19 protein-coding genes are annotated in these 23602 nt (G+C 45.3%); 6 read left to right on the forward strand and 13 right to left on the reverse strand.

Annotated elements, in window-relative coordinates:
- Window positions 1–8: 8 nt before the first annotated feature.
- The 6 genes from L4D09_RS00980 to lrp form a co-directional block, all read right to left on the reverse strand.
- Window positions 9–1382 (reverse strand): YjiH family protein, encoded by a 1374-nt coding sequence (locus L4D09_RS00980; protein ID WP_428455618.1) that lies wholly within the window; start codon window positions 1380–1382, stop codon window positions 9–11.
- Window positions 1383–1629: 247 nt separating this feature from the next.
- On the reverse strand, window positions 1630–2922 hold the full coding sequence (gene serS, locus L4D09_RS00985; protein WP_428455619.1) for a serine--tRNA ligase: 1293 nt from the start codon (window positions 2920–2922) through the stop codon (window positions 1630–1632).
- A gap of 126 nt (window positions 2923–3048) precedes the next feature.
- Window positions 3049–4389 (reverse strand): replication-associated recombination protein A, encoded by a 1341-nt coding sequence (locus L4D09_RS00990; protein WP_428455620.1) that lies wholly within the window; start codon window positions 4387–4389, stop codon window positions 3049–3051.
- Between the two features lie 130 nt (window positions 4390–4519).
- Window positions 4520–5134, reverse strand: a complete 615-nt coding sequence (gene lolA / locus L4D09_RS00995; protein WP_428455902.1) for an outer membrane lipoprotein periplasmic chaperone LolA — start codon at window positions 5132–5134, stop codon at window positions 4520–4522.
- A 67-nt stretch (window positions 5135–5201) separates the two neighbouring features.
- Complete coding sequence (locus L4D09_RS01000) at window positions 5202–8405, reverse strand: DNA translocase FtsK 4TM domain-containing protein (protein ID WP_428455621.1); 3204 nt, start codon at window positions 8403–8405, stop codon at window positions 5202–5204.
- 400 nt (window positions 8406–8805) lie between these two features.
- Window positions 8806–9300: a leucine-responsive transcriptional regulator Lrp gene (gene lrp / locus L4D09_RS01005; protein ID WP_428455622.1), complete on the reverse strand. Its 495-nt coding sequence runs from the start codon at window positions 9298–9300 to the stop codon at window positions 8806–8808.
- A 156-nt stretch (window positions 9301–9456) separates the two neighbouring features.
- Between lrp and ald the strand changes: the two genes are divergently transcribed.
- The 4 genes from ald (at window position 9457) to cydC (ending at window position 15299) form a co-directional block, all read left to right on the forward strand.
- Window positions 9457–10578, forward strand: a complete 1122-nt coding sequence (gene ald, locus L4D09_RS01010) for an alanine dehydrogenase (protein WP_428455623.1) — start codon at window positions 9457–9459, stop codon at window positions 10576–10578.
- Between the two features lie 186 nt (window positions 10579–10764).
- Window positions 10765–11730: a thioredoxin-disulfide reductase gene (gene trxB, locus L4D09_RS01015; protein ID WP_428455624.1), complete on the forward strand. Its 966-nt coding sequence runs from the start codon at window positions 10765–10767 to the stop codon at window positions 11728–11730.
- Window positions 11731–11812: 82 nt separating this feature from the next.
- A complete protein-coding gene (cydD, locus tag L4D09_RS01020) occupies window positions 11813–13585 on the forward strand; it encodes a heme ABC transporter permease/ATP-binding protein CydD (protein WP_428455625.1) in 1773 nt (590 codons plus the stop codon).
- Window positions 13578–15299 carry a heme ABC transporter ATP-binding protein/permease CydC gene (gene cydC, locus L4D09_RS01025; RefSeq protein ID WP_428455626.1) on the forward strand — a complete coding sequence of 574 codons (1722 nt, stop codon included), beginning with the start codon at window positions 13578–13580 and terminating at the stop codon, window positions 15297–15299. Before cydD ends, cydC begins: the two co-directional genes overlap by 8 nt.
- 147 nt (window positions 15300–15446) lie before the next feature.
- Here the strand turns inward: cydC and rimJ are convergent, their stop codons facing one another.
- The gene (rimJ, locus tag L4D09_RS01030) at window positions 15447–16028 is read right to left on the reverse strand and encodes a ribosomal protein S5-alanine N-acetyltransferase (RefSeq protein WP_428455627.1); all 582 of its coding nucleotides are present in this window, start codon (window positions 16026–16028) and stop codon (window positions 15447–15449) included.
- A gap of 192 nt (window positions 16029–16220) precedes the next feature.
- Here rimJ and L4D09_RS01035 point away from each other — a divergent pair, with 192 nt between their 5' ends.
- Window positions 16221–16697: a methylated-DNA--[protein]-cysteine S-methyltransferase gene (locus tag L4D09_RS01035; protein ID WP_428455628.1), complete on the forward strand. Its 477-nt coding sequence runs from the start codon at window positions 16221–16223 to the stop codon at window positions 16695–16697.
- 87 nt (window positions 16698–16784) lie between these two features.
- Here the strand turns inward: L4D09_RS01035 and tyrR are convergent, their stop codons facing one another.
- The 6 genes from tyrR to pspA form a co-directional block, all read right to left on the reverse strand.
- On the reverse strand, window positions 16785–18320 hold the full coding sequence (gene tyrR, locus L4D09_RS01040; protein WP_428455629.1) for a transcriptional regulator TyrR: 1536 nt from the start codon (window positions 18318–18320) through the stop codon (window positions 16785–16787).
- Window positions 18321–18421: 101 nt separating this feature from the next.
- On the reverse strand, window positions 18422–19465 hold the full coding sequence (locus tag L4D09_RS01045; RefSeq protein ID WP_428455630.1) for a YcjF family protein: 1044 nt from the start codon (window positions 19463–19465) through the stop codon (window positions 18422–18424).
- Entirely contained in the window at window positions 19462–20859 is a 1398-nt protein-coding gene (locus tag L4D09_RS01050; protein WP_428455631.1) for a YcjX family GTP-binding protein, read from the reverse strand. Before L4D09_RS01050 ends, L4D09_RS01045 begins: the two co-directional genes overlap by 4 nt.
- 130 nt (window positions 20860–20989) lie before the next feature.
- The gene (gene pspC / locus L4D09_RS01055; protein WP_428455632.1) at window positions 20990–21376 is read right to left on the reverse strand and encodes an envelope stress response membrane protein PspC; all 387 of its coding nucleotides are present in this window, start codon (window positions 21374–21376) and stop codon (window positions 20990–20992) included.
- Complete coding sequence (pspB, locus tag L4D09_RS01060; protein WP_428455633.1) at window positions 21373–21603, reverse strand: envelope stress response membrane protein PspB; 231 nt, start codon at window positions 21601–21603, stop codon at window positions 21373–21375. Before pspB ends, pspC begins: the two co-directional genes overlap by 4 nt.
- 79 nt (window positions 21604–21682) lie before the next feature.
- Window positions 21683–22348: a phage shock protein PspA gene (pspA, locus tag L4D09_RS01065; protein ID WP_428455634.1), complete on the reverse strand. Its 666-nt coding sequence runs from the start codon at window positions 22346–22348 to the stop codon at window positions 21683–21685.
- A gap of 167 nt (window positions 22349–22515) precedes the next feature.
- Here pspA and pspF point away from each other — a divergent pair, with 167 nt between their 5' ends.
- A complete protein-coding gene (gene pspF / locus L4D09_RS01070; RefSeq protein WP_428455635.1) occupies window positions 22516–23577 on the forward strand; it encodes a phage shock protein operon transcriptional activator in 1062 nt (353 codons plus the stop codon).
- Window positions 23578–23602 lie beyond the last annotated feature (25 nt).

Genomic DNA, 23602 nt, shown 5'->3' on the forward strand with positions numbered 1-23602 from the left:
TGTCTGAATTAGAATATCCAGTGAGCAACCATAGCGATAATCGGCAGTGTAACTAAAGTACGCAGCATGAAGATTGCAACTAACTCAAGAAAGTTAATTGGCACTTTACTGCTCAAGATCACTGAGCCTGTTTCTGACATAAAGATCAGCTGAGTAACAGATAGCGCCGCCACAATAAACTTAGTCATATCGGCATCAATGGTTGAAGCTGCAATAATCGATGGCACATACATATCAGTAAAACCAACTAAAACCGTTTGTGCTGCAGCCTGTGCTTCTGCCACATTAAGTAGCTCTAGTAACGGCACAAATGGTGCACCAAGCAAAGAGAACAACGGTGTGCCTTCAGCAACAATTAGACCCATAGTACCCACAGCCATTACGACAGGCAGTACACCAATAACCATGTCTAATGCGTTATGAATTCCTTCTTTCGCTACTGACCCTAAGCTTTTCACTTTGCTCGCCCGCTGTAGGGCTAACTCTAAGCCAAAGCTCATTGCTGAGTGCCCTTCTGGCACTAGCTCATCGTCACGGTTCGGTTTAGTCCCGTCAATGTACACATCTTTCTTGTAAGAAAGTGGCGGTAAAAACTGAATAACCATGGCAGCAGCAACGCCCGACAAACAAATGGCTAAGTAGAAAGGAACAAAATAATTTTGTAACCCTACTTGAGTTAGTACAACCAATGAGAAGGAAATACCGACTGGTGAAAACATTGTTGCAACGACCGCAGCTTCACGTGCCGTGTATTTTTTCTGTTCGTACTGCTTACTGGTTAAAATAACCCCAACAGTTCCGTCACCTAACCACGAAGAAATACAGTCAATGGCCGCACGTCCTGGCAACCTGAAAACTGGACGCATAAATTTACTTAATAAGGTACCCAATAACTCAAGTAGGCCAAAATTCAGAAGAAGAGGTAGTAACAGGCCAGCAAAGATAAAAGTAACAAAAAGCGATGGTAACAAATCGTTTAGTACTAACCCCCCCGTATTACCATCCCAAATCATCTCAGGTCCAACTTTGTATAGCGCCACAAGGGTAAACACCGCACCAAGAGAACGAATCACCAGCCAAGTTGGTGTCAATATAAACAGCCTTGTCATTAGCGGAGACTGCGTCACAAAGGCAGGTTTTACTGAGCTCGCAATAACAGAGAAAAGAGCTGAAAAGCATATAACCGCGGCGACTGTTGGAAGAATCGCTTCACCCAGTAACGCTTTAAAGCCTTTCGCCATTAATGCTAATGGAAAAGTAAAATCACCATTTACGGTTAATGGAGCAAGGAAAAAAAACAGCCCCAGCAATGATGGGATTGCAAACATCAGCACGTTCCGGCTGGTCTTAAGTTTCTCTTGGGCTAATAGTGTATCGCTCATCTGACTGCTCCCTAGATGATTATTATTTCACTTATAGTGAATAACTTTTCTTTTGAGTGATTATATCGATAAAAATTTCAGACTCAACAACAAATGAAGATTAATTCACATTTAAAGCATAAAAAATCAAAAACATTCCACTATAGCCTTTCTTTCGCCCTGCCCCCGAACATGCTTGAACAGTCAGATATAAAAAAACCCAGCCAACTGGCTGGGTTTTCATATCTAATATATAGCCAATCGGCAATTAGCCGATGTGCGTTAGCCCACCCATGTACTTACGCAGTACTTCAGGGATAGTGATACGGCCGTCAGCTTCTTGGTTGTTTTCAAGAATAGCAACCATCGTACGACCAACAGCTAGGCCAGAGCCATTCAATGTATGAACAAGTTCTGGCTTCTTCTCACCTTTACGGCGGAAGCGTGCTTGCATACGACGAGCCTGGAAATCACCACAGTTCGAACATGAAGAGATTTCACGGTAAGTTTCTTGCGCAGGAACCCAAACTTCTAAGTCGTAAGTTTTAACCGCACCGAAACCCATGTCACCCGTACATAGAATCACTTTACGGTAAGGCAGTTCTAGTAACTGAAGTACTTTCTCAGCGTGGCCAGTTAGCTCTTCAAGAGCAGCCATTGAGTCTTCAGGGCGCGTGATCTGAACCAATTCAACTTTGTCGAACTGGTGCATACGAATAAGACCACGCGTATCACGACCATAAGAGCCAGCTTCAGAGCGGAAACACGGCGTATGCGCTGTCATCTTGATTGGCATATCAGCGTCATCAGTGATGGTATCGCGCACCATGTTTGTAACAGGTACTTCAGCCGTTGGGATCAAAGATAATCCCTGGCCTTCTTCTGTCGCAGGCTTAGTATGGAAAAGATCTTCGCCAAACTTCGGTAATTGACCAGTACCCAGCAAGCTTTCTTTGTTTACAAGGTATGGTACATACATCTCAGTGTAGCCATGCTCATCGGTATGTAGATCAAGCATGAACTGCGCAATTGCACGGTGTAGTCGTGCAAATTGACCTTTCATCACAATAAAGCGAGCACCTGAGATTTTTACTGCGCTTGCAAAATCAAGTCCGCCAGCCATCTCACCTAGGTCGACGTGATCTTTCACTTCAAAGTCGTAAGTCTTCGGTTGACCCCAACGAGAAATTTCAACGTTTTCGTCTTCGTCTTTACCTTGTGGTACAGAGTCATCCGGTAGGTTAGGTACCATCTGTGTAATGGTGTCTAGTTCAGCTTGAAGCTCTGCAAGGGCTTTCTTTGCTGCGTCTAGTTCAGAACCAAGGTTACCGACTTCAGCAAGGATTCGCTGAGCTTCTTCGTGATCACCTTTCGCTTTTGCTTGGCCAATGGACTTCGATCGCGAGTTACGCAGTGCCTGAAGATCTTCTGTTTTGATTTGAAGTGATTTACGTTTTTCTTCTAGAGAACGTAATAGTTCAACATCAAGAATGAAACCACGGCGCGCTAATTTTTCTGCTGTTGCGTCCAGCTCAGTTCGAAGTAATTTAGAATCTAGCATGCTTATCCTGTGCTCGTAATGTTCTAAAGGCACATTATTTAATCAAATTGGTGACTAAATAATTTTTAATTCAGAGGGCGTTAGGCAACCTAACGCTGATCCCTCAACGATACCCAAAAAGCCCTATTATTGATAGCGTTTTGACGGGCTTTTTGCATCCAATGAAGCGAGATAATCTAATTTCTCAGCAATTTTGGTTTCTAAGCCTCGGTTTGTTGGCTGGTAGTATCGCGTTCCTGCCATTTCCGGAGGGAAGTAGCATTCTCCCGCAGCGTACGCGCCCGGTTCATCATGAGCGTAGCGATACTCTTCGCCATACCCCAATTCTTTCATCAGCTTTGTGGGTGCATTACGAAGGTGATGAGGCACCTCATAATCAGGATGATTCATTGCATCAATTTGAGCTTGCTTAAATGCGGTATACACAGCGTTACTTTTTGGTGCACTGGCGAGATAAACAATTGCCTGAGCAATGGCTCGCTCCCCTTCATAAGCACCGACCCGAGTAAAGCAATCCCAAGCTGATACTGCAATTTGCATAGCGCGAGGGTCTGCATTACCGATATCTTCAGATGCAATAGCAAGTAAACGTCGAGCGATATATAGCGGATCGCAACCAGCCTGTAGCATACGCGCAAACCAGTACAGTGCACCATCTGGGCTAGAGCCTCGAATTGATTTATGCACCGCTGAGATCATGTCGTACCATAAATCGCCTTTATTATCGAAACGGCCAATTTTCTCACCCGCGACTTCCGCCAATAATGCCAACGTCACTTGCTTGATACCTTGCTCGTCTTCATCGGCCATATCAATAATCTGCTCAAGGTAATTGAGCAACATACGTGCATCGCCTCCCACCAAGTCAGCAAGGCGAGCTTTGACATCATCAACAAAACAAACGTTGGTGGCACTGATACCGCGTTCGGTATCTGCCAGCGCTTGTTCGATAACCTCAAGAATTTCATCCGCTTCTAAAGACTTCAGTTTGTACACACGGGCACGCGACAACAATGCATTATTCAGCTCAAACGATGGATTCTCGGTCGTTGCGCCAATGAATGTCACCGTGCCATCTTCGATATGTGGTAAAAATGCATCCTGCTGGCTTTTGTTAAAGCGATGCACCTCATCAACAAACAAGATGGTACGGCGACCCGCCATCTTGTTATCTCGCGCCTTATCAATGGCAGCACGAATATCTTTAACGCCTGATGTAACAGCAGAAACCCGTTCAACTTCTGCATTTGCATAATTTGCAGCCACTTCCGCTAAAGTCGTTTTACCAGTGCCCGGAGGCCCCCAAAGGATCATTGAGTGCAAGTGACCAGCCTCTAACGCCCTACGCAGCGGTTTACCCTCACCAAGGATATGTTTCTGGCCAATGTATTCTTGTACTGTTCGTGGCCGCATACGTGCAGCTAACGGACGAAAGTCCGACGAAAAATCTAAACTGAAGTTATTCAAGATAACAACTCCTCATTACCGACAGGGCGAATAACAATCCACCCAGCTTGAAATACGAAAAAGGTGGCACCTAAGCACCACCTATTTAATTCTAAACACATTGTTCGGCTAAAAATAACCGACCCTGTGATTAATTGCGCTGATCATCCAGCTCTACACCTTGAGGTGGGGTAAAGCGAAATAAGTCAGATGCTGGTGTCTGTTTGGTGAATTGCGAAAGCGTAAAGCTACTACGCTGACCATCTTGCTCTACAATTGAAAATTCGCGAATTTCACCTGTACTTGCAACCGTTACAATGAATTTCCCCATAGACGATGCACTACTTTTAGGTGTTAACGTAAACGTATCTGATGTTTGCGCGACATTATATTGCTGCCAGTCTTTTGTGCTATTACGGGTAAGCAAAACAAACGGGGTTTGCTCTGTTGCCTCATTAAGCCACATAGCGGTAACTTGCTCGATAAACGGATTGTAGTACCACAATGTCTTACCGTCAGAAACTAACAAGTTTTCATCTGGCGTTTCTGTATTCCAGCGGAATAAATTTGGTCGCTTAAGGGAAATATCGCCTTCACCTTCATCCAATAAATCCCCCTCGGGGCTGACAACTTTTTGCTTGAAGTCAGCACTAAAGGCATTCACTTTCCCTAAACGCGTACTCAGCTCTTGTTGCGGGTTTGCCCAAGCACTAACAGAAAACACCATGGGTGCAGCAATAAATAAAGTGAATAACGTTTTTTTAATCATTGGGTGACCTTTTTAGATTTGCAGCCAGTATGTTGGCTGCAAATGAATGTTAAAAACAAATTGACTAGTCGCGAGGCGGCGGCGCTGGCGCGATAACTTCACGGTTACCATTATGTCCAGGCGCACTGACTATCCCGTGAGCTTCCAATTGCTCAACAATACGTGCTGCACGGTTATAACCAATCTTAAATTTCCGCTGCACACCTGATACTGAACCACGACGAGATTCAGTCACAAAAGCCGCAACTTGATCGAACAGCTGATCTAAATCATCATCGCCAGATACTGGCGCTTCCCCAGGCAACAGGCCTTCTGTTCCTTGGTCTGCTTCTAGAATACCTGTTATATATTGTGGTTTGCCACGCGCTTTCCAGTCATTAACAACATTATGTACATCATCATCTGAAGCAAAGGCGCCGTGTACACGCACGGGGTGGTTTTGTCCTGCTCCTAAATAAAGCATATCACCCATACCTAACAATGATTCTGCCCCACCCTGATCCAAAATGGTTCGTGAGTCAGTTTTCGTTGAAACAGTAAATGCCATGCGGCTTGGAATATTTGCTTTAATCAGGCCTGTAATAACATCCACTGATGGTCGCTGTGTTGCAAGAACGAGGTGAATACCTGCCGCTCGCGCTTTTTGCGCTAGACGAGCAATCAATTCTTCTACCTTTTTCCCGACAACCATCATTAAGTCAGCAAATTCATCAACAATCACCACAATACTTGGCATTTTTTCCAGTATTGGTGGGTATTCATCCATGCTATCACCCGGCTTCCACAACGGATCGTGTATAGGGTGCCCTGCGGCGGCAGCCTCTTCTAGCTTGGCATTAAAACCAGCAAGGTTACGTACCCCTACCGCAGCCATCAGCTTATAACGACGTTCCATTTCACCAACACACCAACGCAAGGCATTACTTGCATCTTTCATGTCAGTAACCACCTCGGTTAACAGATGAGGAATACCTTCATAAATAGAGAGTTCAAGCATTTTCGGGTCAATCATGATAAAGCGGCAATCTTCAGGCTTACACTTATACAGCAAGCTAAGGATCATCACGTTAACCCCAACCGATTTACCAGAACCCGTTGTACCAGCAACCAGTAAGTGTGGCGTTTTACTCAGGTCTTCAACCACCGCTTCACCCGCGATGTCATACCCAAGTACAATCGGCAGTGCACCTTTTTTATGTTGGAAGTTATCACTATCAATAACTTGAGACATATAAACGGTTTCACGATTGACGTTAGGTAGTTCCAAGCCGATATAAGGCTTACCAGGAATAACCTCGACCACACGTACTGCCGATGCCGACAATGCACGCGCTAAATCTTTTGCTAATCCTGAAATACGGCTTACTTTTACTCCAGGAGCAAGATCAAGCTCATAGCGCGTAATAACAGGGCCTGGGTATACACCAACGACCTTGGCTTTAATTTTATAATCCGCCAGTTTCGATTCCACCAACATCGCGGTCTGCTTGAGCTCTTCTTCACTCGCGGGCTGAACGTTCTGTCTAGCCGGTGCCAGTAAATCCACGGTTGGCATCGGACTTGTTGGCGCAGGCAGATCGGCATCTTTCTTCATTAAGAATGGGTTATCTAACCCTGCAGCCTGTGCCTGTGCTTTTTGTGCATCACGAATTTTTTGCAAAAATTCGTCTTCGTCACTGAGGGTTTCATCGGTAACAGTGCCGCTTTCACGTTCTGCTCGTTCAAGCTCAGACAACCCATCTTGCACACCAATTTCTATCTCGTGGTCAGGCATCAATGCTGCCTGAGGTTGAGCCGATGGTACGGGGTCTGTCTCTATTGGTGCTGTTTCTATTTCTTCTGATGTTACAGCTTCAGCCTGAACTGAATGTGAACTACTCAGCTCAGAACGATGACTTTGCATTTCAGTCGTGATTGGCAGTAATGGCTTATTCGGCTCTACGATGCTATCAGCAGTAATGTCAGCAGTACCCTCAGCTGCGATATCCATCGGCTGATTTAGAGGCTCACTATCCGTAGCCCCCTCTGCGTCATTCATATAAACCGTGAAGTTTTCATCTTTATCCAACTCACGTTCAAGATCCGCTATCGTCATGCCCTTCGCCTGTTGCGTGGACGTAATTTCCACCAGCGGTTCATCAATAACAGCTTGATTCACATGGCTATCAACCACTTCAGCCGCCACGGCATGAGTCAACACAGGCTCTGCAACAGATGCTGTAGCCGGCGCTATTTTTTCTACTTTACTTACTGAATGTGTAATCGGTGCTGTTTCAATTTCAGCCACGGCCACTGGCTGTGGTACAGGTTGCGATACCGCTTGTGTTGTTTCCGGCGTTACCGCCTGATTTTGCTTTCTTGCAGGCATCACGATAACCGGCTCTGCCGTCGCAGACTGTTGCTCCCACGCTTGAGTTTCAGCAAGCAATGGATCAACGGTTTCGTTCACCAGCTCATTAAACTGGGGTTCCTTGCGCGCGAATACATTGCGATCATTAACACGAGGCAGTTCTTTAGCTGTACTCGACGTGGCAAGTAACACGTCATCGGCATCAGGTTCACTGTCTTGCTGCTGAACAAGTTGCTTACCAAACTCAGTTTGATGTTCATCGGGAATTTCAGCGGCAAAAGGCGTCAATGTTTCAGACTTATCAGAGCGTACTTTATTCAGAAAAGCTGCGCACAGCCCTAATGTTCCCTCACCTAGCCTATCAACGATAGTCAGCCAAGAGATCCCTGTGAATAAGGTAAAGCCCACAGCCCAAAAGAACATTAAGACAAGGGTCGCCCCCAACAGGTTAAACATGGGTAAAGCCATGTTAGACACAACATCACCAATCACCCCGCCGGAAGAAAAGTACCAAATATCATCAAAGTTCAAGTCCGCTAACGCACAGCTGGTTACAAACAACAGTAGTAAACCAAGTAAACGTGTACCGTAAATCATGTAGTCAATAGCGACTTGCTGCTCACGACGCCGGAAAAGTACCCAGGCCGTTAAAACAATAACAGCGGGTAATGGGTAAGCCAGTGAGCCTAGAGTGAAAAAGAAGGTATCAGCAACAAACGCACCTAGAGCCCCAGCCTTATTCTGAACGGGTCCCTCCCATGCTGTTTGTGACCAAGATGGATCAGCCGGATCAAACGATAACAAGGCGACCATGATGAAAACCGCCGACAATATGCCGATGATTAGAAAGCTTTCCAGTAAGCGCTGTCCCCCGGAAAGGCGAATTTTAGGCAGCTTCTTGCCCTTAACTTTCCTCAAAAAACACTCCGATGTAACTAATAAATTGCCATGCAGCACTGTTGTATCAACACCATGTAGGTGATCGTTCTGACGAAGCAGATTTAACAATGCTAGATAACATAAAAACTTATGCCCTATCTTATACTAAACCATGCGGCTTTTTGACTGTTTGCCATCTTTGAAAAGTAAAGAAATGGTGATTTTCTGCGAATTATGAATAAGATTTACTTTCATGAATGTCTGTTGAAGGGAAGTCATCGTATTTATGCGACAAACATTAGCAGTAAAACATGAACATGAGGTCAATGGAATAAAGTGAAAAACGAAGTTGAAGTATTAAAAACAAATCAAGCGACTAGAAAGTCGCTTGATTAATCAGAATATCTGCAGCGTATGCCAAAGACTTTAGGATTACAGGTTAACGCGTTTTAATAACCAAGTTATTGGTTTGCTTAACCTCTTCCATTACCACATAGGTACGGGTGTCGTTAACACCAGGAAGACGAAGTAATGTCTCACCTAGTAGTTTACGGTATGCCGACATATCTGATACACGTGTCTTCAACAAGTAGTCGAAATCACCAGAAACAAGATGACACTCCTGAATATCTTCTAGTTCCTGTACTGACGAATTGAACAACTCAAATACGTCTGCTGCACCACGATTAAGCGTGATTTCAACAAACACAAGTAACGACGCATCAAGATATTGAGGGTTTAAAAGCGCAGTATAACCACTAATGTAGCCTTGACGCTCTAATCGACGCACGCGCTCAAGGCACGGCGTTGGGGATAGTCCAACACGTTTGGATAGCTCAACATTCGAAATTCGACCGTCTTTTTGCAGTTCATTCAATATATTACGGTCAATACGATCCAATTCCTTGGATGGTTTCTTCTTGGTATCTACCATTTTTTATTCCACCTTCTTACTTCCTTGCAAAAAAATATACTACAACTTTCCAAATTTTAGAATCAAATACTCTAACTAGCCAACTATACTGCCATTAGATCTGCATTTACATCCTTGTCTATAGCCAATCATACTGAGTACCAAGGGAGAAGCAGGATGATCATTGGTGTACCCAAAGAAATCAAAAATCACGAGTACCGGGTGGGCTTAGTAACCAGTAGTGTTCGTGAGCTCGTCTCACTCGGCCATCAAGTACTTATTGAAACCCATGCCGGTGACGGTATTGGGTTGACAGACCAAGACTATGAAAGCGCAGGCGCTGTTATTATTTCTAACGCTAAAGAAGTTTTTACCAGATCAGAGATGATTGTCAAAGTAAAAGAGCCTCAAGCAGAAGAAAGAGCCATGCTTTCTAAAGGGCAAATATTATTCACCTATCTACATCTTGCCCCAGATTTTCCCCAAACAAAAGACCTAATCGCTAGCAAAGCCATCTGTATTGCTTACGAAACAGTCACCGATCGCACTGGAAAGCTACCTCTTTTAGCCCCAATGTCAGAAGTTGCTGGCAGAATGTCTATCCAAGCAGGGGCACAAACACTAGAGAATTCTAATGGAGGACGAGGACTATTACTAAGCGGTGTCCCCGGTGTTGAACCAGCCAAAATCATGATCCTCGGTGGTGGCGTCGTAGGCTCTAGCGCAGCCAGGATGGCTCTGGGCATGCGTGCTGATGTCACTCTACTTGACCGGAACCTTGAAACATTGCGTGAATTAGATCGTGAGTTCCAAGGTCGTATAAAGCTCGTTTATTCAACCGAAGAGGTAATTAATAAACTGGTCCCTGATACCGACATGATTATCGGCGCGGTACTGATTCCGGGGGCTGCAGCACCAAAACTGATCACCGCCAAGCATGTAAAACAAATGAAGCAAGGCTCTGCTCTAGTCGATGTTGCTATTGATCAAGGCGGCTGCTTTGAAACATCCCACCCAACGACTCACACTGACCCAACTTATATTATTGATGGCGTAGTACATTATTGTGTTGCCAATATGCCGGGTGCCGTCGCCAGAACATCGGCATTTGCACTTAACAACGCAACATTGCCTTATGTGATTAATTTAGCAAATAAGGGGTATAAAAAAGCACTGATTGATGATCCAGGATTTTTAGCTGGGATGAATGTCATCTATGGTAAGGTCACCTGCAAAGAGGTCGCGGAAGCATTCGATTTGCATTATACCGATCCAATTGTCGCTCTTAGCATGAATTAGAATAAACACTCTTATGCCTATAAATAATCTCATATGAAAAAACATTATAATAAGAAGGGATAACTGAATAGCCGTTATTCCTTCTAGCTCCCTCTTCTGTTTCTGAAATCCCCCTTTCAATAGCGACCCAATTTACCTACAATCACCCTTCATAAGATAAATATCTCATTTCAGTCTGGAGAAGTAATGAGTAACGTAAGACATTGTAAACTGCTCATCCTTGGTTCTGGCCCTGCTGGTTATACAGCAGCTGTTTATGCTGCTCGTGCAAACCTTAACCCGGTAATGATCACCGGGATGCAACAAGGCGGTCAGCTAACAACAACGACTGAAGTTGAAAACTGGCCGGGTGATGCTGAAGGCCTTACAGGTCCTGCTCTGATGGATCGCATGAAAGATCATGCTGAAAAGTTTGAAACAGAAATTATTTTTGACCACATCAGCGAAACTGATTTTAGTCAGCGTCCGTTTCGTCTAAAAGGTGACAGCGGCGAATACACCTGTGATGCTCTCATTATTTCTACTGGTGCTTCAGCTAAATATCTCGGCCTTGAGTCAGAAGAAAAATTCAAAGGTCGTGGTGTCTCTGCATGTGCGACATGTGATGGATTTTTCTATCGTAACCAGAAAGTAGCGGTTGTAGGTGGCGGTAATACCGCAGTTGAAGAAGCGCTTTATTTATCCAACATTGCTTCTGAAGTTCACCTAATTCACCGTCGCGATTCATTCCGCTCAGAAAAAATCCTGATCAAACGCCTGATGGATAAAGTCGAAAATGGCAACATTATCCTACACACCGACCGCACACTTGATGAAGTGCTAGGTGATGACATGGGCGTAACGGCTATGCGCATTAAAGACACCCAGTCTGATGCAACAGAAACCATCGAAGTGATGGGTGCATTCATAGCCATTGGCCACCAGCCAAATACCGATATTTTCGCAGGCCAACTCACCATGGCAAACGGCTATATCAAAGTACAATCAGGTACTGAAGGTAATGCAACTCAGACAAGTGTTGAAGGTATTTTTGCTGCGGGTGATGTTATGGATCACACTTACCGCCAAGCAATCACATCAGCCGGTACGGGTTGTATGGCCGCTTTAGATGCCGAGCGTTACCTTGACGCTCTAGAAGAAGAAAAACAATAATACATACCGGCCACGTACTTCTACGTGGCCGTTTTTTGCCTTCATTATTAGCTTGCATTAGCAAGCGGCTCAAGATTTTAATATGGATAAAGAATTACAACGCGATTTGACCAAGTGGTTAAAGTCACAGAGCAAACTAGCCAAGCGCTGGTTAATGTTCAGTGTCGGGCTTGGTTTTCTATCGGGACTACTACTTGTTGGCCAGGCAGCCTTGCTTGCCCACATTTTGCACCAACTCATTATGGAGCACACTGATAAATACCAACTGGTCAGTAGCTTCATCAGTTTATTTATCATCATAGGCTTGCGTGCCGCCTGTAGTTGGGGTCGAGAAATCTTCGGCTACCGCTGTGGAGAGCAAATTCGCTTACATATTCGCCAGCTTATTTTACAGCGACTCCAAAGCCTAGGGCCTGCGTATATCAAAGGTAAGCCTGCTGGGGTATGGGCAAGCCTAGTGCTAGAGCAAGTTGAGGAAATGCAAGATTTCTTCTCTCGCTACATACCGCAAATGTCAATTGCAGTGCTTGTACCCTTGGTCATTTTATTCGCGGTCTTCCCGCTGAATTGGGCTGCCGGACTTATTTTCCTCATTACTGCACCGCTTGTGCCGATATTTATGGCACTGGTTGGATTAGGCGCAGCTGATGCTAACCGTCGTAACTTTAAGGCTTTACAGCGTCTTTCTGGTCATTTTTATGATCGCCTTCAGGGGCTATCGACGCTACGCTTGTTTAACCGAGCAGAAGCCGAAGCGGATAACTTGCATGCTGCTTCTCATGTCTTACGTAAGCGTACGATGGAAGTACTACGTATGGCGTTTCTATCGTCTGCGGTACTTGAGTTCTTCGCCTCTATTTCAGTCGCAATTGTTGCCGTTTACTTCGGCTTTGCCTTTATCGGCGAGCTAAACTTCGGCCACTACGGCATTCCGATCACCTTATTCACCGGTCTGTTTGTCCTTGTACTTGCCCCTGAATTTTATCAACCACTACGTGATCTTGGTACGTTCTACCACGCAAAAGCCCAAGCCATTGGTGCTGCAGAGTCTATTGTTGAGTTTCTAAACGCTGAAGTGGATGAAATGAGTCAAGGTGATAAAAACCTCGACTCACCTGAAACCATTAAAATTTCAGTGGAAAGCCTAGAGGTATTAAGCCCCGAAGGACAAGTGCTTGCAGGACCATTGAGTTTTGATATTAACGCTCGTGAACAAGTTGCGCTTGTTGGGCCAAGTGGCGCAGGTAAAACCAGCTTACTGAATGCGTTATTGGGTTTCTTGCCGTATCGAGGCAGCATAAAAATTAACGACATAGAGCTTAAAGATCTCGATCATAGCCAATGGCGACAAGCGATTAGTTGGGTCGGTCAAAATCCTCTATTACTGCATGGAACTGTGCGCGACAATATTAGCCTTGGCAACCCACTGGCGACCGATGAGCATATCACTCAAGTTGCTAAGCAGGCACATGCCGAAGAATTTATTCTACGCCTCGAGCAAGGCTATCAGCATCAAGTTGGCGACCGTTCAGGCGGGTTGTCGGTAGGCCAGGCGCAACGTATCGCTGTCGCACGAGCGATGCTGCAAAGTGGTGCTTTTTGGCTACTCGATGAACCGACTGCAAGTTTAGATGCAAACAGCGAACACCTTGTACTTGAAAGCTTGAAAGAAGCAGTTAGGGGCCAAACAACGATGATGGTAAGCCATCGCCTTGATCAGCTATCAGCGATGGACCGCGTACTTGTTATGGAAAATGGCAAGCTGGTTCAAAATGGTCACTTCGACCTTATTCGCCATGACGGATTATTATCTGACATGTTGGCACACACTGATAAGAGGGATCTCGATGCGTGATTTAATCCCTTATTTAAAACTCTACCGTAAGCACTGGTTCGGGCTGACGCTTGGCATGCTACTTGGTTTAGCGACGCTATTGGCCGCTATGAGCCTCTTAACCCTATCGGGGTGGTTCATTGCAGCATCTTCGGTTGCAGGGCTGACCATTGCCCGTGAGACCTTTAACTACATGTTGCCAGGTGCTGGTGTTCGTGGGTTTTCAATGGCACGAACTGCAGGACGCTGGGGAGAACGTGTCGTCAGCCATAATGCAACATTCAAGCTATTGGCTGATCTACGTTTATTCTTCTTTCGCAAACTCACACCATTAATCCCAGGTCGCCAAGCAAATCTACGTGACGCTGACTTGCTAAACCGATTAGTTGCCGATGTCGATGCAATGGATCACATTTACCTTCGACTGGTAAGTCCGTTGATTGTCGGTGTCATTGGCCTAGTTGCGATCACGGGGTTTATAGCTTGGTTTGATTTAACACTCGGTTTAACGTTGGGTGCCATACTGCTGGCATTGATGCTGAGCTTGCCAGTTATCTTTTACCGTCTTGGCAAGGTGCATGGTGAAGCATTAACATTCGCCAAAGCCAACTACCGCGTTAAGTTGATGGACTGGATCCAAGGCCATGCAGAGCTGTTACTGTTTAATGCCGAAGACCGTTATTACCAGCAGGCGTTGAATGAGCAAACCTCGTTACTTGCAGCTCAGCGCAAAATGGCGAACCTAACTGGCCTCGCGAATGGCGTTCTCATGGCGGCCACAGGTTGGACATTAGTCCTGATGACCTGGATTGCCGCAGATGGTGTCGGCGGAAACCCACCGGACCCATTTATTGCCATGGTTGCTTTTGCCACAATGGCAAGTTTTGAACTGATGATGCCAGTTGCAGGTGCTTTCCAGTACCTAAGCCAAACATTAACATCAGCACGCCGATTGAATGAAATTATCGAGGCGACCCCTGATACACCGTTTGACCCAAACGGTCATCAAGCTGAAGCGGTTGGGGCTATTGATATTAACAATATCAGTTATACCTATTACGGTAGTGACAAGCCTGTGGTAACCAACGTTTCACTGTCGATAAAAGCCGGCGAAAAAGTTGCATTACTCGGTCGTACGGGTTGTGGTAAATCAACACTGCTACAATTACTGACTCGTAACTGGGACCCGCAACAAGGCAGCATCTCCCTTGATGGCGTGGCATTACCACAATGGCACGAATCGTCACTCCGTAATGCCATTACCGTTGTGAGCCAGCGTGTCGATGTCTTCAATGGCTCACTGCGTGAAAACCTTGTTTTGGCAAAACCAAATGGCACCGATGACGAATTTAAAGCCGTTCTTGAAAAAGTCGGCCTTGAAAACTTACTCGATGGTAAAGGGCTTGATACTTGGTTAGGTGAAGGTGGGCGTCAAATATCAGGTGGTGAACGACGCCGTATCGGTATTGCTCGCGCCTTGTTGCATGATGCACCTATCTTATTGATGGACGAACCAACAGAAGGGCTTGATCGTCGTACAGAGCAACAAATCATCGCTCTGTTACATCAGCATGCCAAAGACAAAACCGTGCTATTCATTACCCACCGTTTGGTTGGCTTAGAGCAAATGGATAATATTTGCTTGATGGATGAAGGGCAGATCACCGAGCAAGGCAAACACAGTGAACTAATGGCGCAAAATGGCCGCTACGCTGACCTATGGCAACGCATCTAACTGACACAGATATCATTTGACACTGAGCTAGGTGCTAGGTGCTAGGTGCTAGGTAGCCATTGAGATAAAAACGAGAGTACTCTACTCTCGTTTTTTTTCGCTTTGATTTCATCGGTAGCCATTCAAAGCGCAGTTAAACAAAATGCGTTATACCGGAGAAACCCAATCTGGATTCATTCTTGCCGTTAAGATGTGATCTTCCCACTGACCATTTATCAGTAAATACTTTTTGGCCCGTCCTTCCGCTTCAAAACCGCATTTCGCCAATACCGCAGCACTACGCTCATTATGCGGCATATAGGCGGCCATAATTCGGTGAAAGCCTTGCTCTTTAAACATCCATGCCACAGTCTCTTCCAGCGCCTTTATCATAACGCCACGCCCTTGCCAGGATTGATCTAATGAGTAACCGACATGACATGCATAAAATGGATGACGGACTAAATTACTGTAATTCACAACACCCGCAATTTCTTGGCTGCCCTTTTCTTGAATCACAAAATAATATGCCAGCTTATGTTTATGCAGTTGCACCAGTTGATCTAAGCGTATCCCCCAGCCAACCTCGGTAAAGAAGGCTTCTTCACGCAAAGGCTCCCAAGGCTTCAAGAAGGCCCTATTACGCTGATAATAAGCCGTTATTGCTTTAACGTCTTTGGGAGTAATCAAACGCACTTTGAATTCATCCAAGTCAATGACTGCCGAGCGATTTAAAATTGATTCAAACAATGCCCCGACTCCCGTTATCTGTCCGTTTGTACCTAAACGGTAACATAGTGAATTATTATTAACTATAAACTTATGATAGAACAAAGAATTCAGACTATTAGTGATCCAAGATGATAATCAAAGCTGGTATTAGACTATGATTGAATCATAATCTGTACCAGTATTTTACCGCTAACCAACACAGTGATGATTATGTATTACGACTACCTTGATACGGTATTGGGAAAAGTATATCTCTTAGCAGATGAGCAAGGACTAAGGCTTCTCACCATCGCAAGCGGTGGTTTTAGTCCAGACAACCGGTGGGAACATGACCCCGAATTCATGTCACCTTTCATCAACCAACTACAAGAATATTTCCAAGGGCAACGCAAACAGTTTACTCTCCCCCTCGCACCACAAGGTACGACATTCCAATGCCAAGTATGGAATGCTTTACAAGAAATCCCCTACAACAGCCAACGTTCCTATCATCAAATTGCCGAGAAGATTGAACATCCATGCGCCATTCAAGCTGTCGGAATGGCAAAAAATGTTAATCCCATCCCAATCATTATTCCCTGTCATCGAGTCGCCTCAGAGCAAGAAGCGCAAGAGAGTTGCCGCTATGATGAGTCGGTAATTACCCAGTTAAGAGCACTGGAAAGTGGCGAGATAAGCTTAATTTAATCGTATGTGTTAGCCGAGACAAAAAAAGGGGAAACCACTATTGCGGCTTCCCCTTTTTTCTTGATGATATAAATAATAGTCGACTGGCTAGGACTTATTAATACTGTACTCACGTAACTTGTTTGCGACTGCGGTGTGAGACACCCCAAGGCGCTTCGCGAGCTTACGTGTTGATGGGTAGCTACGATACAAGCTATTTAAAATACCTGATTCATAACGTTTCATGATCTCATCCAAAGAGCCATCCAAGGTCTCTTCGCTGATCACTGTGGTTGATTCATTTTCAGGTAACTGAACATCATCAACGCAAATTTCCGGCCCTTCGAGCTGAGTCATCGCTCGGAACAGGACATTCCTTAACTGTCGAATATTGCCCGGCCACGAATACTGGCTTAAGTATTGAGCGACCTCGCTTGAAATACCCGGTTTAGGCTGTTGTAACTCTTGAGCAAACTGCGATAAAAATAAATCAGCCAATGGGACGATATCAGCCGTTCGTTCACGTAGCGGTGGAACAAAAAGCGACAATACATTTAGACGATAAAAAAGATCTTCACGGAACTGTCCACCAGCGACCAAATCAGGCAGCTTTTTCTGGGTCGAACAAATTACACGAACATCCACCTTCATTTCTTTCTCTTCGCCCACTCGACGGAATGTACCATCTTGTAAGAAGCGAAGGAGCTTTATTTGAAGGTGTTCAGACATCTCACCAACCTCATAAAGGAAGGCTGTACCACCATCGGCTTGTTCGAAGATACCTTTTTTACCCGGTTCAGTTGCCGTGGCAGCCAAACCAAACAGCTCAGTTTCGGCCGCATTGTCGGGCATAGAAACACAGTTAACTAACAAGAACGGCTTTTCTCGGCGTAGCGAACGCTGATGGCAAGCTCTGGCCAGCATTTCTTTACCTGTCCCTGTTTCACCTTGGATCAACAATGGTGCATCAAGCAATGATAATTTCTTCGCTTGAGACAGCAACTGTTTAAAGCGTGAAGACTGGCCAACCAGGTGCTCAAAGCCGTTGTCGCCACTTAGCTTGCGCATGGCAACTGGCATTTTGGCTTCAGACAATGATTTAAGCAAAATAACAGCACTAGCGAGTACTTGCTCTTCACTCTCGTCGGTTACATATACCGGCATGACTTCCATCATGTAGTCAAGGCCAGAGAGCACAACCATTTCACTACGCTGGCTTGCTTCATCCGCCTCTAACCATTGGTGGATATTGAACCCAACAAATGACTGAATATTTTCACCGACAATCTCACCACGCGTTTTGCCTAATAAGGTTTCAGCAGCGTCGTTGGCAAGATCAATCTTGCCATGTAGATTAATCGAGAAGAATGGATCCGGTAATGCTTCAAGCAATGCTTTCAATTCTTTATGTTCACGCTCACTTGGCATGAACTGAATCTTCCGTACATCTGTCACGCCATCTAACTGACGGATCTGTGACATCAAATGACTAAATTGCTCAAATTCAATCTCAGGGCAATTGAGGTAAATGATACCTACACGGTCAATTTCAATGCCTCGCAAGTCAATTTGCTGGCTAGCAAGAATATCCAGCAACTCACGGGTCATACCAAGTCGGTCTTCACAAAAGACTTGTAGCCTCATATTTATCTCTTCCAAAGTGTCAGGAATTGTTGACACATGAAGTTTGCGCTTTCACTGCCACTCAGTCAAGACACTGAACACCGATGCTGTGCCCTAAGCCACTATTTTTCTGCTGATTCTTGTTGGCGAGTAATTCGCAATAGCAAATCTTTACGAATTTCACTCAATTTCGGCTGCTGATCATCTTGCCATGGCAGTGGGCGCATCAAGCTAATTGCTTTTAGTCCTAGTCGTCCGGTCAATAGTCCAACACCAACCCCCTGAGCCACACGAGTTGACATTCGCCCCGCAAGATCCATCGACAGCATATCCATGCCTGAATCAGCGATCACTTCACTTGCGCCCGCCACAGCCATGTTAGCCAGTACCAATTTTACCAATCGAATACGAGACCAATACCCTAGCTCAACACCGTATACTGCAGACACCTGCTCTATCAAACGGAAATTACGCCATGCCACCAGCAACATATCAGCAATTGCCAGCGGGCTAACCGCCACCATCACCGCAGCTTCACTGGCATATTTCGCCACCAGCTTACGTGCCAGTGTATCTTGTTGACTCAAGACCATTTTATCGTACAGCTGCATAACCTCACGGTCATTATGTGTTGCTGCCAACGATTGAAGCCAACGCTCATAGCCAGCGTGCTCATCTTGAATATTGCCTTTATTCGCCAATTTAGTGCAGAACGCTTTGGCTTGGCCGATTCCATCAGCATCGAGTAAAGCTTGAGCTTGCTCTCGTTCACTTTGTCGCTGTTTTAAGCGACGTAACGTAATAAGCTCTCTCCCCAGCGCCGTTATACCTGTTGCGGCAATACCTGCAACAATGACACTCCAGCCAAGCGCTAACCAATCTCCCGTTTGGTAGGCTGTTGCAACATAATCAACAGTCTGCCACCCCACCATTACGGCGCCGCCGACTAGCAAGCCTTTCAACCAACCTGAACGCCGTTTAGGTTTAGCGGCTAACGTACGTGACAATGTCTCTTCAAGCTCATTATCGCCATCATCGACCACATCAGGCATAAATGTATCTTGCTGCGCGAACTGCATCTGGGAGGTCAGTTCATCGTTCGTTTGCTGAGCTTGTTCTGATTCTGGCTCATCAAAAACAATTTTCTGTTTGTAAGTATCATTCATCGTAATTTATCTCCCAGCAAATACTCCAAAGCTTTATCCATCCGAATATGCGGCAATGGTTCATCGCTTTGTTGTACTAGTGGCCTGAAGTTAATAAAGTCAAAGCCTGACTGTTGCCAGAAAATATCGTTTGGCAATCTCCTAGGTACCTCTCCTGGAAACAAGGTTTGTGTCTCACCATCAAGCGAATGCCCTCTTAATGCTGGGACTTGTTTGCCCTGATAATCGACAAATCCCGGTTCAGTTGCCTGAATCGACGATAGGCTGAGACAGTCCATTTTGATCCCTTCAAAGGATGCTGTTTGCCATGCTTCATTAACCAGTTGCTGCAATAAGCTCACCATATTGGGGTGTTGTTCTGGCGTGACATGATCCGCTTTGGTTGCCGCAAATAACACCTTATCAATACGAGGTGCAAACAAACGACGCATCAAGGAACTACGCCCGTACTTAAAGCTCTGCATCAGTTGGTCAAGCGCCTGACGCATATCACCGAATGATTCAGGGCCTGCATTTAGTGGTTGTAAGCAGTCCACTAAAATTATCTGGCGATCGAACTTGGAAAAGTGCTCTTTATAAAACGCCTTGACTACATGCTGCTGGTAATAACGGTAACGACTTTTAAGCATACCGATATTGGTATCTTCACCCGCGTCAGCTAGTTGTTGTTCTGTATATTTGTCGAGCCAGATCATAGGGAAAAACTGTAAAACAGGTGCACCTGCTAGCTCACCAGGAAGGACAAAACGCCCCGGCTGAACCCAATGCAAACCACCCTCAGCCTTACAACGGTATAAATACTCAGTGAAACGCTGGGAAATCGCTTCAATCACGGACTCATCGGCAGGGGCTAATGGATCAAACATGTCTCCCATCTCAAGCCAATCAGTCGCCAACTCTAACCGCTTACCTTTAATCACTTGCGCTTGCTGCTTAGACCAAGCCATAAAATCAAGATCAAGTAGCGGCAAATCCAGCAACCACTCTCCTGGGTAATCAACAATATCAAGATATAAGGTGGCAGTTTCTTGCAGTAATTTCATTGGCCCTTTTTGCGGCTTATAGCGTAGTGCCAATCGCGTTTGACTCACATCTCGGGTCGGCTCGGGCCAAGATGGCGGGGACGATAAGAGAGAATTGATACCCTCTTCATAAGCAAATTTGGGCACATGCATATCTACCTGTGGGACACGCTTAGCACCCAGTAAGTGACCTTCTCGCACAGCACTAAACAACGGCAATCGCGGGTTTGTACTGACATGCATCAGTTGGTTTACCAGTGAAGTAATAAATGCCGTTTTACCCGCACGGGATAGCCCCGTCACCGCCAAACGCACATGGCGGTCTAAACTTCGATTCACTAGCTTATTCAACTCATTACCAATTCGATTCATCGTTATTCCTATGTGCGTCAATCACTCAGTAAACGGTAGCAAATTACTGATTAACCTTCGATGAATCAGTAATTCAGAATAAAGAAAAAGCAGGCTAACGCCTGCTTCTTAAAAAGGGAACCTGCCAAAATCACAGGTTACGAAATTCTCGGTCAACCTTAAACGCTGATGAAGTCACGTAGGCTTCCATTTTTCGTAAATCTTGTTCTATATCATTAAGTTCAGATTCAACGTTTTGCAAAATTTGGCTGGCGGGCTTTCCTGCCTGCCATGGCTTTTGCTTTACATGATGTTCACGAAATATATATTGCTGATAGCTTCGTTCTTCAGGCATTTTATCGAGGATTAAGCACGCTGCGATATATGCCAAGGTCACAATAAAACCAACGCCGAGTAGGAAGGCTGACACGGTCAGAATACGTACCAACCAAATTTCCATACCAAAATATTCGGCTATACCAGCACAAACACCACCTAACTTGCCATTTTTCGGGTCACGGTAGAGGGTCTTACTCATTGCTTGCTCCTCCATTGTGGTGCTTCTGCATCAAGGATACGTTCCAGTGTTACAATTCGATCTTGCATTTGCTCTGCGCGGGTGACCAGCGCTTGTAGCTTCTGGTGATCATCGCCTGATAACCCTTCACTCGCATTTTTTTTACTACGGTAGTGCAGGATCAACCACAACGGGGCAACAAAGATCATAAACACTACTAGTGGACCAACAATAAACCCCATAGACATTTTCTTTCTCCTTATCCGCGCAGAATCAAATAATTACCTTAATTACACCATCATACCAACAAAGTAAGAGAGCCGTGAATTACTCCTTATCCTTAATGTTGGCTTTCATGCGCTCGAGTTCTTTTTCAATATCATCTTGTGCTTGCAGGTTGGCAAACTCATCCTCTAAGTTTTTACCTTTCCCCATATTGTAGCTATCTGCTTCCGCTTCCATTTCATCAATACGGCGCTCGTACTGTTCAAACTTCGATAAAGCTTCATCCACTTTACCGGTATCGAGCTGACGGCGAACATCACGACGTGTACCAGCCGCTTTATGGCGCATAACCAACGCTTGTTGGCGGGCACGGGTTTCTTGCAGCTTACGCTCTAGTTCGGCAACCTCTGAGCTTAGTTTTTCAATGGTGTCTTCAACCAGCTTAAATTCTTCATTCAGTGTTAGCGCAACATCATTAAGTTTCTGCTTTTCAATTAATGCAGCACGCGCGAGATCTTCACGGCCTTTCTGCAGTGCAAGGCTCGCTTTTTGCTGCCAATCTGCAGACTGTGCTTCAATCGCTTGAATACGACGATGAAGCTCTTTTTTATCAGCTAACGCTCGCGCTGATGAAGTACGTACTTCAACTAAAGTGTCTTCCATCTCTTGAATAATCAAGCGGATCATTTTTTGCGGATCTTCTGCTTTATCCAGTAATGAGTTTACGTTGGCATTCACAATGTCAGCAAAACGAGAAAAAATACCCATAATCAAATCTCCAATCAGTGTTGCTAGGGATAGTCCTAATACATAGCAAGTTATTACAACAACCGTGCCAACTTTTTGTACATTTAATATCAGTCACTTAGCTTTACAGCTTCTATTCCCCCCTGCTATGTTATGAGTATATACGCCAACAGTTAGCGAGATTGACCATGCAAAAAACAGACAATCTTATTGGGGAGTCCGAAGCTTTTCTAACCGTGCTCGATCACACCTCTCGGCTCGCACCTCTTAACAGGCCGGTGCTAATCTTAGGCGAACGGGGAACCGGCAAAGAGCTCATAGCCCAACGCATGCACTACCTTTCTCGCCGTTGGGATCAGCCGCTTCTTTCGCTTAATTGTGCTGCGCTCAGTGAGGGGGTAATTGACTCTGAATTGTTTGGTCATGAAGCTGGCGCATTTACTGGTGCAAAAGGCCGTCACCAGGGCCGTTTTGAACGTGCAGAAGGTGGCACCTTGTTTTTAGATGAGCTCGCTACCGCCCCATTGGGGGTTCAAGAAAAGCTACTGCGCGTTATCGAATATGGAGAATATGAACGGGTTGGTGGCAGTAAAACTTGCCAAACAAACGTAAGGTTAATTTGTGCAACCAATGAAAACTTGCCGCAATTAGCTGAAAAAAAACAGTTTCGAGCAGACTTATTGGATCGCCTTGCCTTCGATATCATTCACCTCCCCCCGTTACGGGAACGCGGTGAAGATATCATCCCACTGGCCGATTATTACGCCGTCAAGATGTGCAGAGAGCTTGGTTATAGTTACTTTTCGGGCTTTACCGCTGAAGCTACCCAACAGCTGCAACACTACCCATGGCCAGGAAACGTCCGAGAATTAAAGAATGTCGTCGAACGATCTGTCTTCCGTCATGGCCTAGAAGATGAGCCCGTTAATGACATTATCCTAGACCCATTCAAAGCGCCTTGGGAAGAGCTTTCCTCTGCCTCTACTCCACAGCAAACATCAAGCCAAGGCCAAGCGACCTCAGAGCAACACGCTATACAACATGATACCCAAAGCTCCCTTCTTACCCCATCATTACCCATTGATTTTCGCCAGTGGCAACAAGATCAGGAAATGGCATTGATTCAACAAGCACTTGAACAGGCGCAATTTAATCAGCGGAAAGCCGCCGAACTGTTATCTTTAAGCTACCATCAACTAAGGGGCTTACTCCGAAAATACCAGCTCGTGGGTAATTCAGATATTGAGTAATGCCGCTTATGCTGTTTCCTTTGTA

Origin of the sequence: Photobacterium makurazakiensis (genome assembly GCF_050336715.1) — a bacterium.
Lineage (GTDB): Bacteria > Pseudomonadota > Gammaproteobacteria > Enterobacterales > Vibrionaceae > Photobacterium > Photobacterium makurazakiensis.

Coding starts and splice junctions, on each gene's coding strand:
- serS (WP_428455619.1), bottom strand. CDS start 2,922: ATGCTAGATTCTAAATTACTTCGAACTGAGCTGGACGCAACAGCAGAA.
- pspA (WP_428455634.1), bottom strand. CDS start 22,348: ATGGGTATTTTTTCTCGTTTTGCTGACATTGTGAATGCCAACGTAAAC.
- L4D09_RS01035 (WP_428455628.1), top strand. CDS start 16,221: ATGTATTACGACTACCTTGATACGGTATTGGGAAAAGTATATCTCTTA.
- cydC (WP_428455626.1), top strand. CDS start 13,578: ATGCGTGATTTAATCCCTTATTTAAAACTCTACCGTAAGCACTGGTTC.
- ald (WP_428455623.1), top strand. CDS start 9,457: ATGATCATTGGTGTACCCAAAGAAATCAAAAATCACGAGTACCGGGTG.
- pspC (WP_428455632.1), bottom strand. CDS start 21,376: ATGAGTAAGACCCTCTACCGTGACCCGAAAAATGGCAAGTTAGGTGGT.
- L4D09_RS00980 (WP_428455618.1), bottom strand. CDS start 1,382: ATGAGCGATACACTATTAGCCCAAGAGAAACTTAAGACCAGCCGGAAC.
- pspF (WP_428455635.1), top strand. CDS start 22,516: ATGCAAAAAACAGACAATCTTATTGGGGAGTCCGAAGCTTTTCTAACC.
- trxB (WP_428455624.1), top strand. CDS start 10,765: ATGAGTAACGTAAGACATTGTAAACTGCTCATCCTTGGTTCTGGCCCT.
- tyrR (WP_428455629.1), bottom strand. CDS start 18,320: ATGAGGCTACAAGTCTTTTGTGAAGACCGACTTGGTATGACCCGTGAG.
- L4D09_RS01050 (WP_428455631.1), bottom strand. CDS start 20,859: ATGAATCGAATTGGTAATGAGTTGAATAAGCTAGTGAATCGAAGTTTA.
- lrp (WP_428455622.1), bottom strand. CDS start 9,300: ATGGTAGATACCAAGAAGAAACCATCCAAGGAATTGGATCGTATTGAC.
- cydD (WP_428455625.1), top strand. CDS start 11,813: ATGGATAAAGAATTACAACGCGATTTGACCAAGTGGTTAAAGTCACAG.
- L4D09_RS01045 (WP_428455630.1), bottom strand. CDS start 19,465: ATGAATGATACTTACAAACAGAAAATTGTTTTTGATGAGCCAGAATCA.
- pspB (WP_428455633.1), bottom strand. CDS start 21,603: ATGTCTATGGGGTTTATTGTTGGTCCACTAGTAGTGTTTATGATCTTT.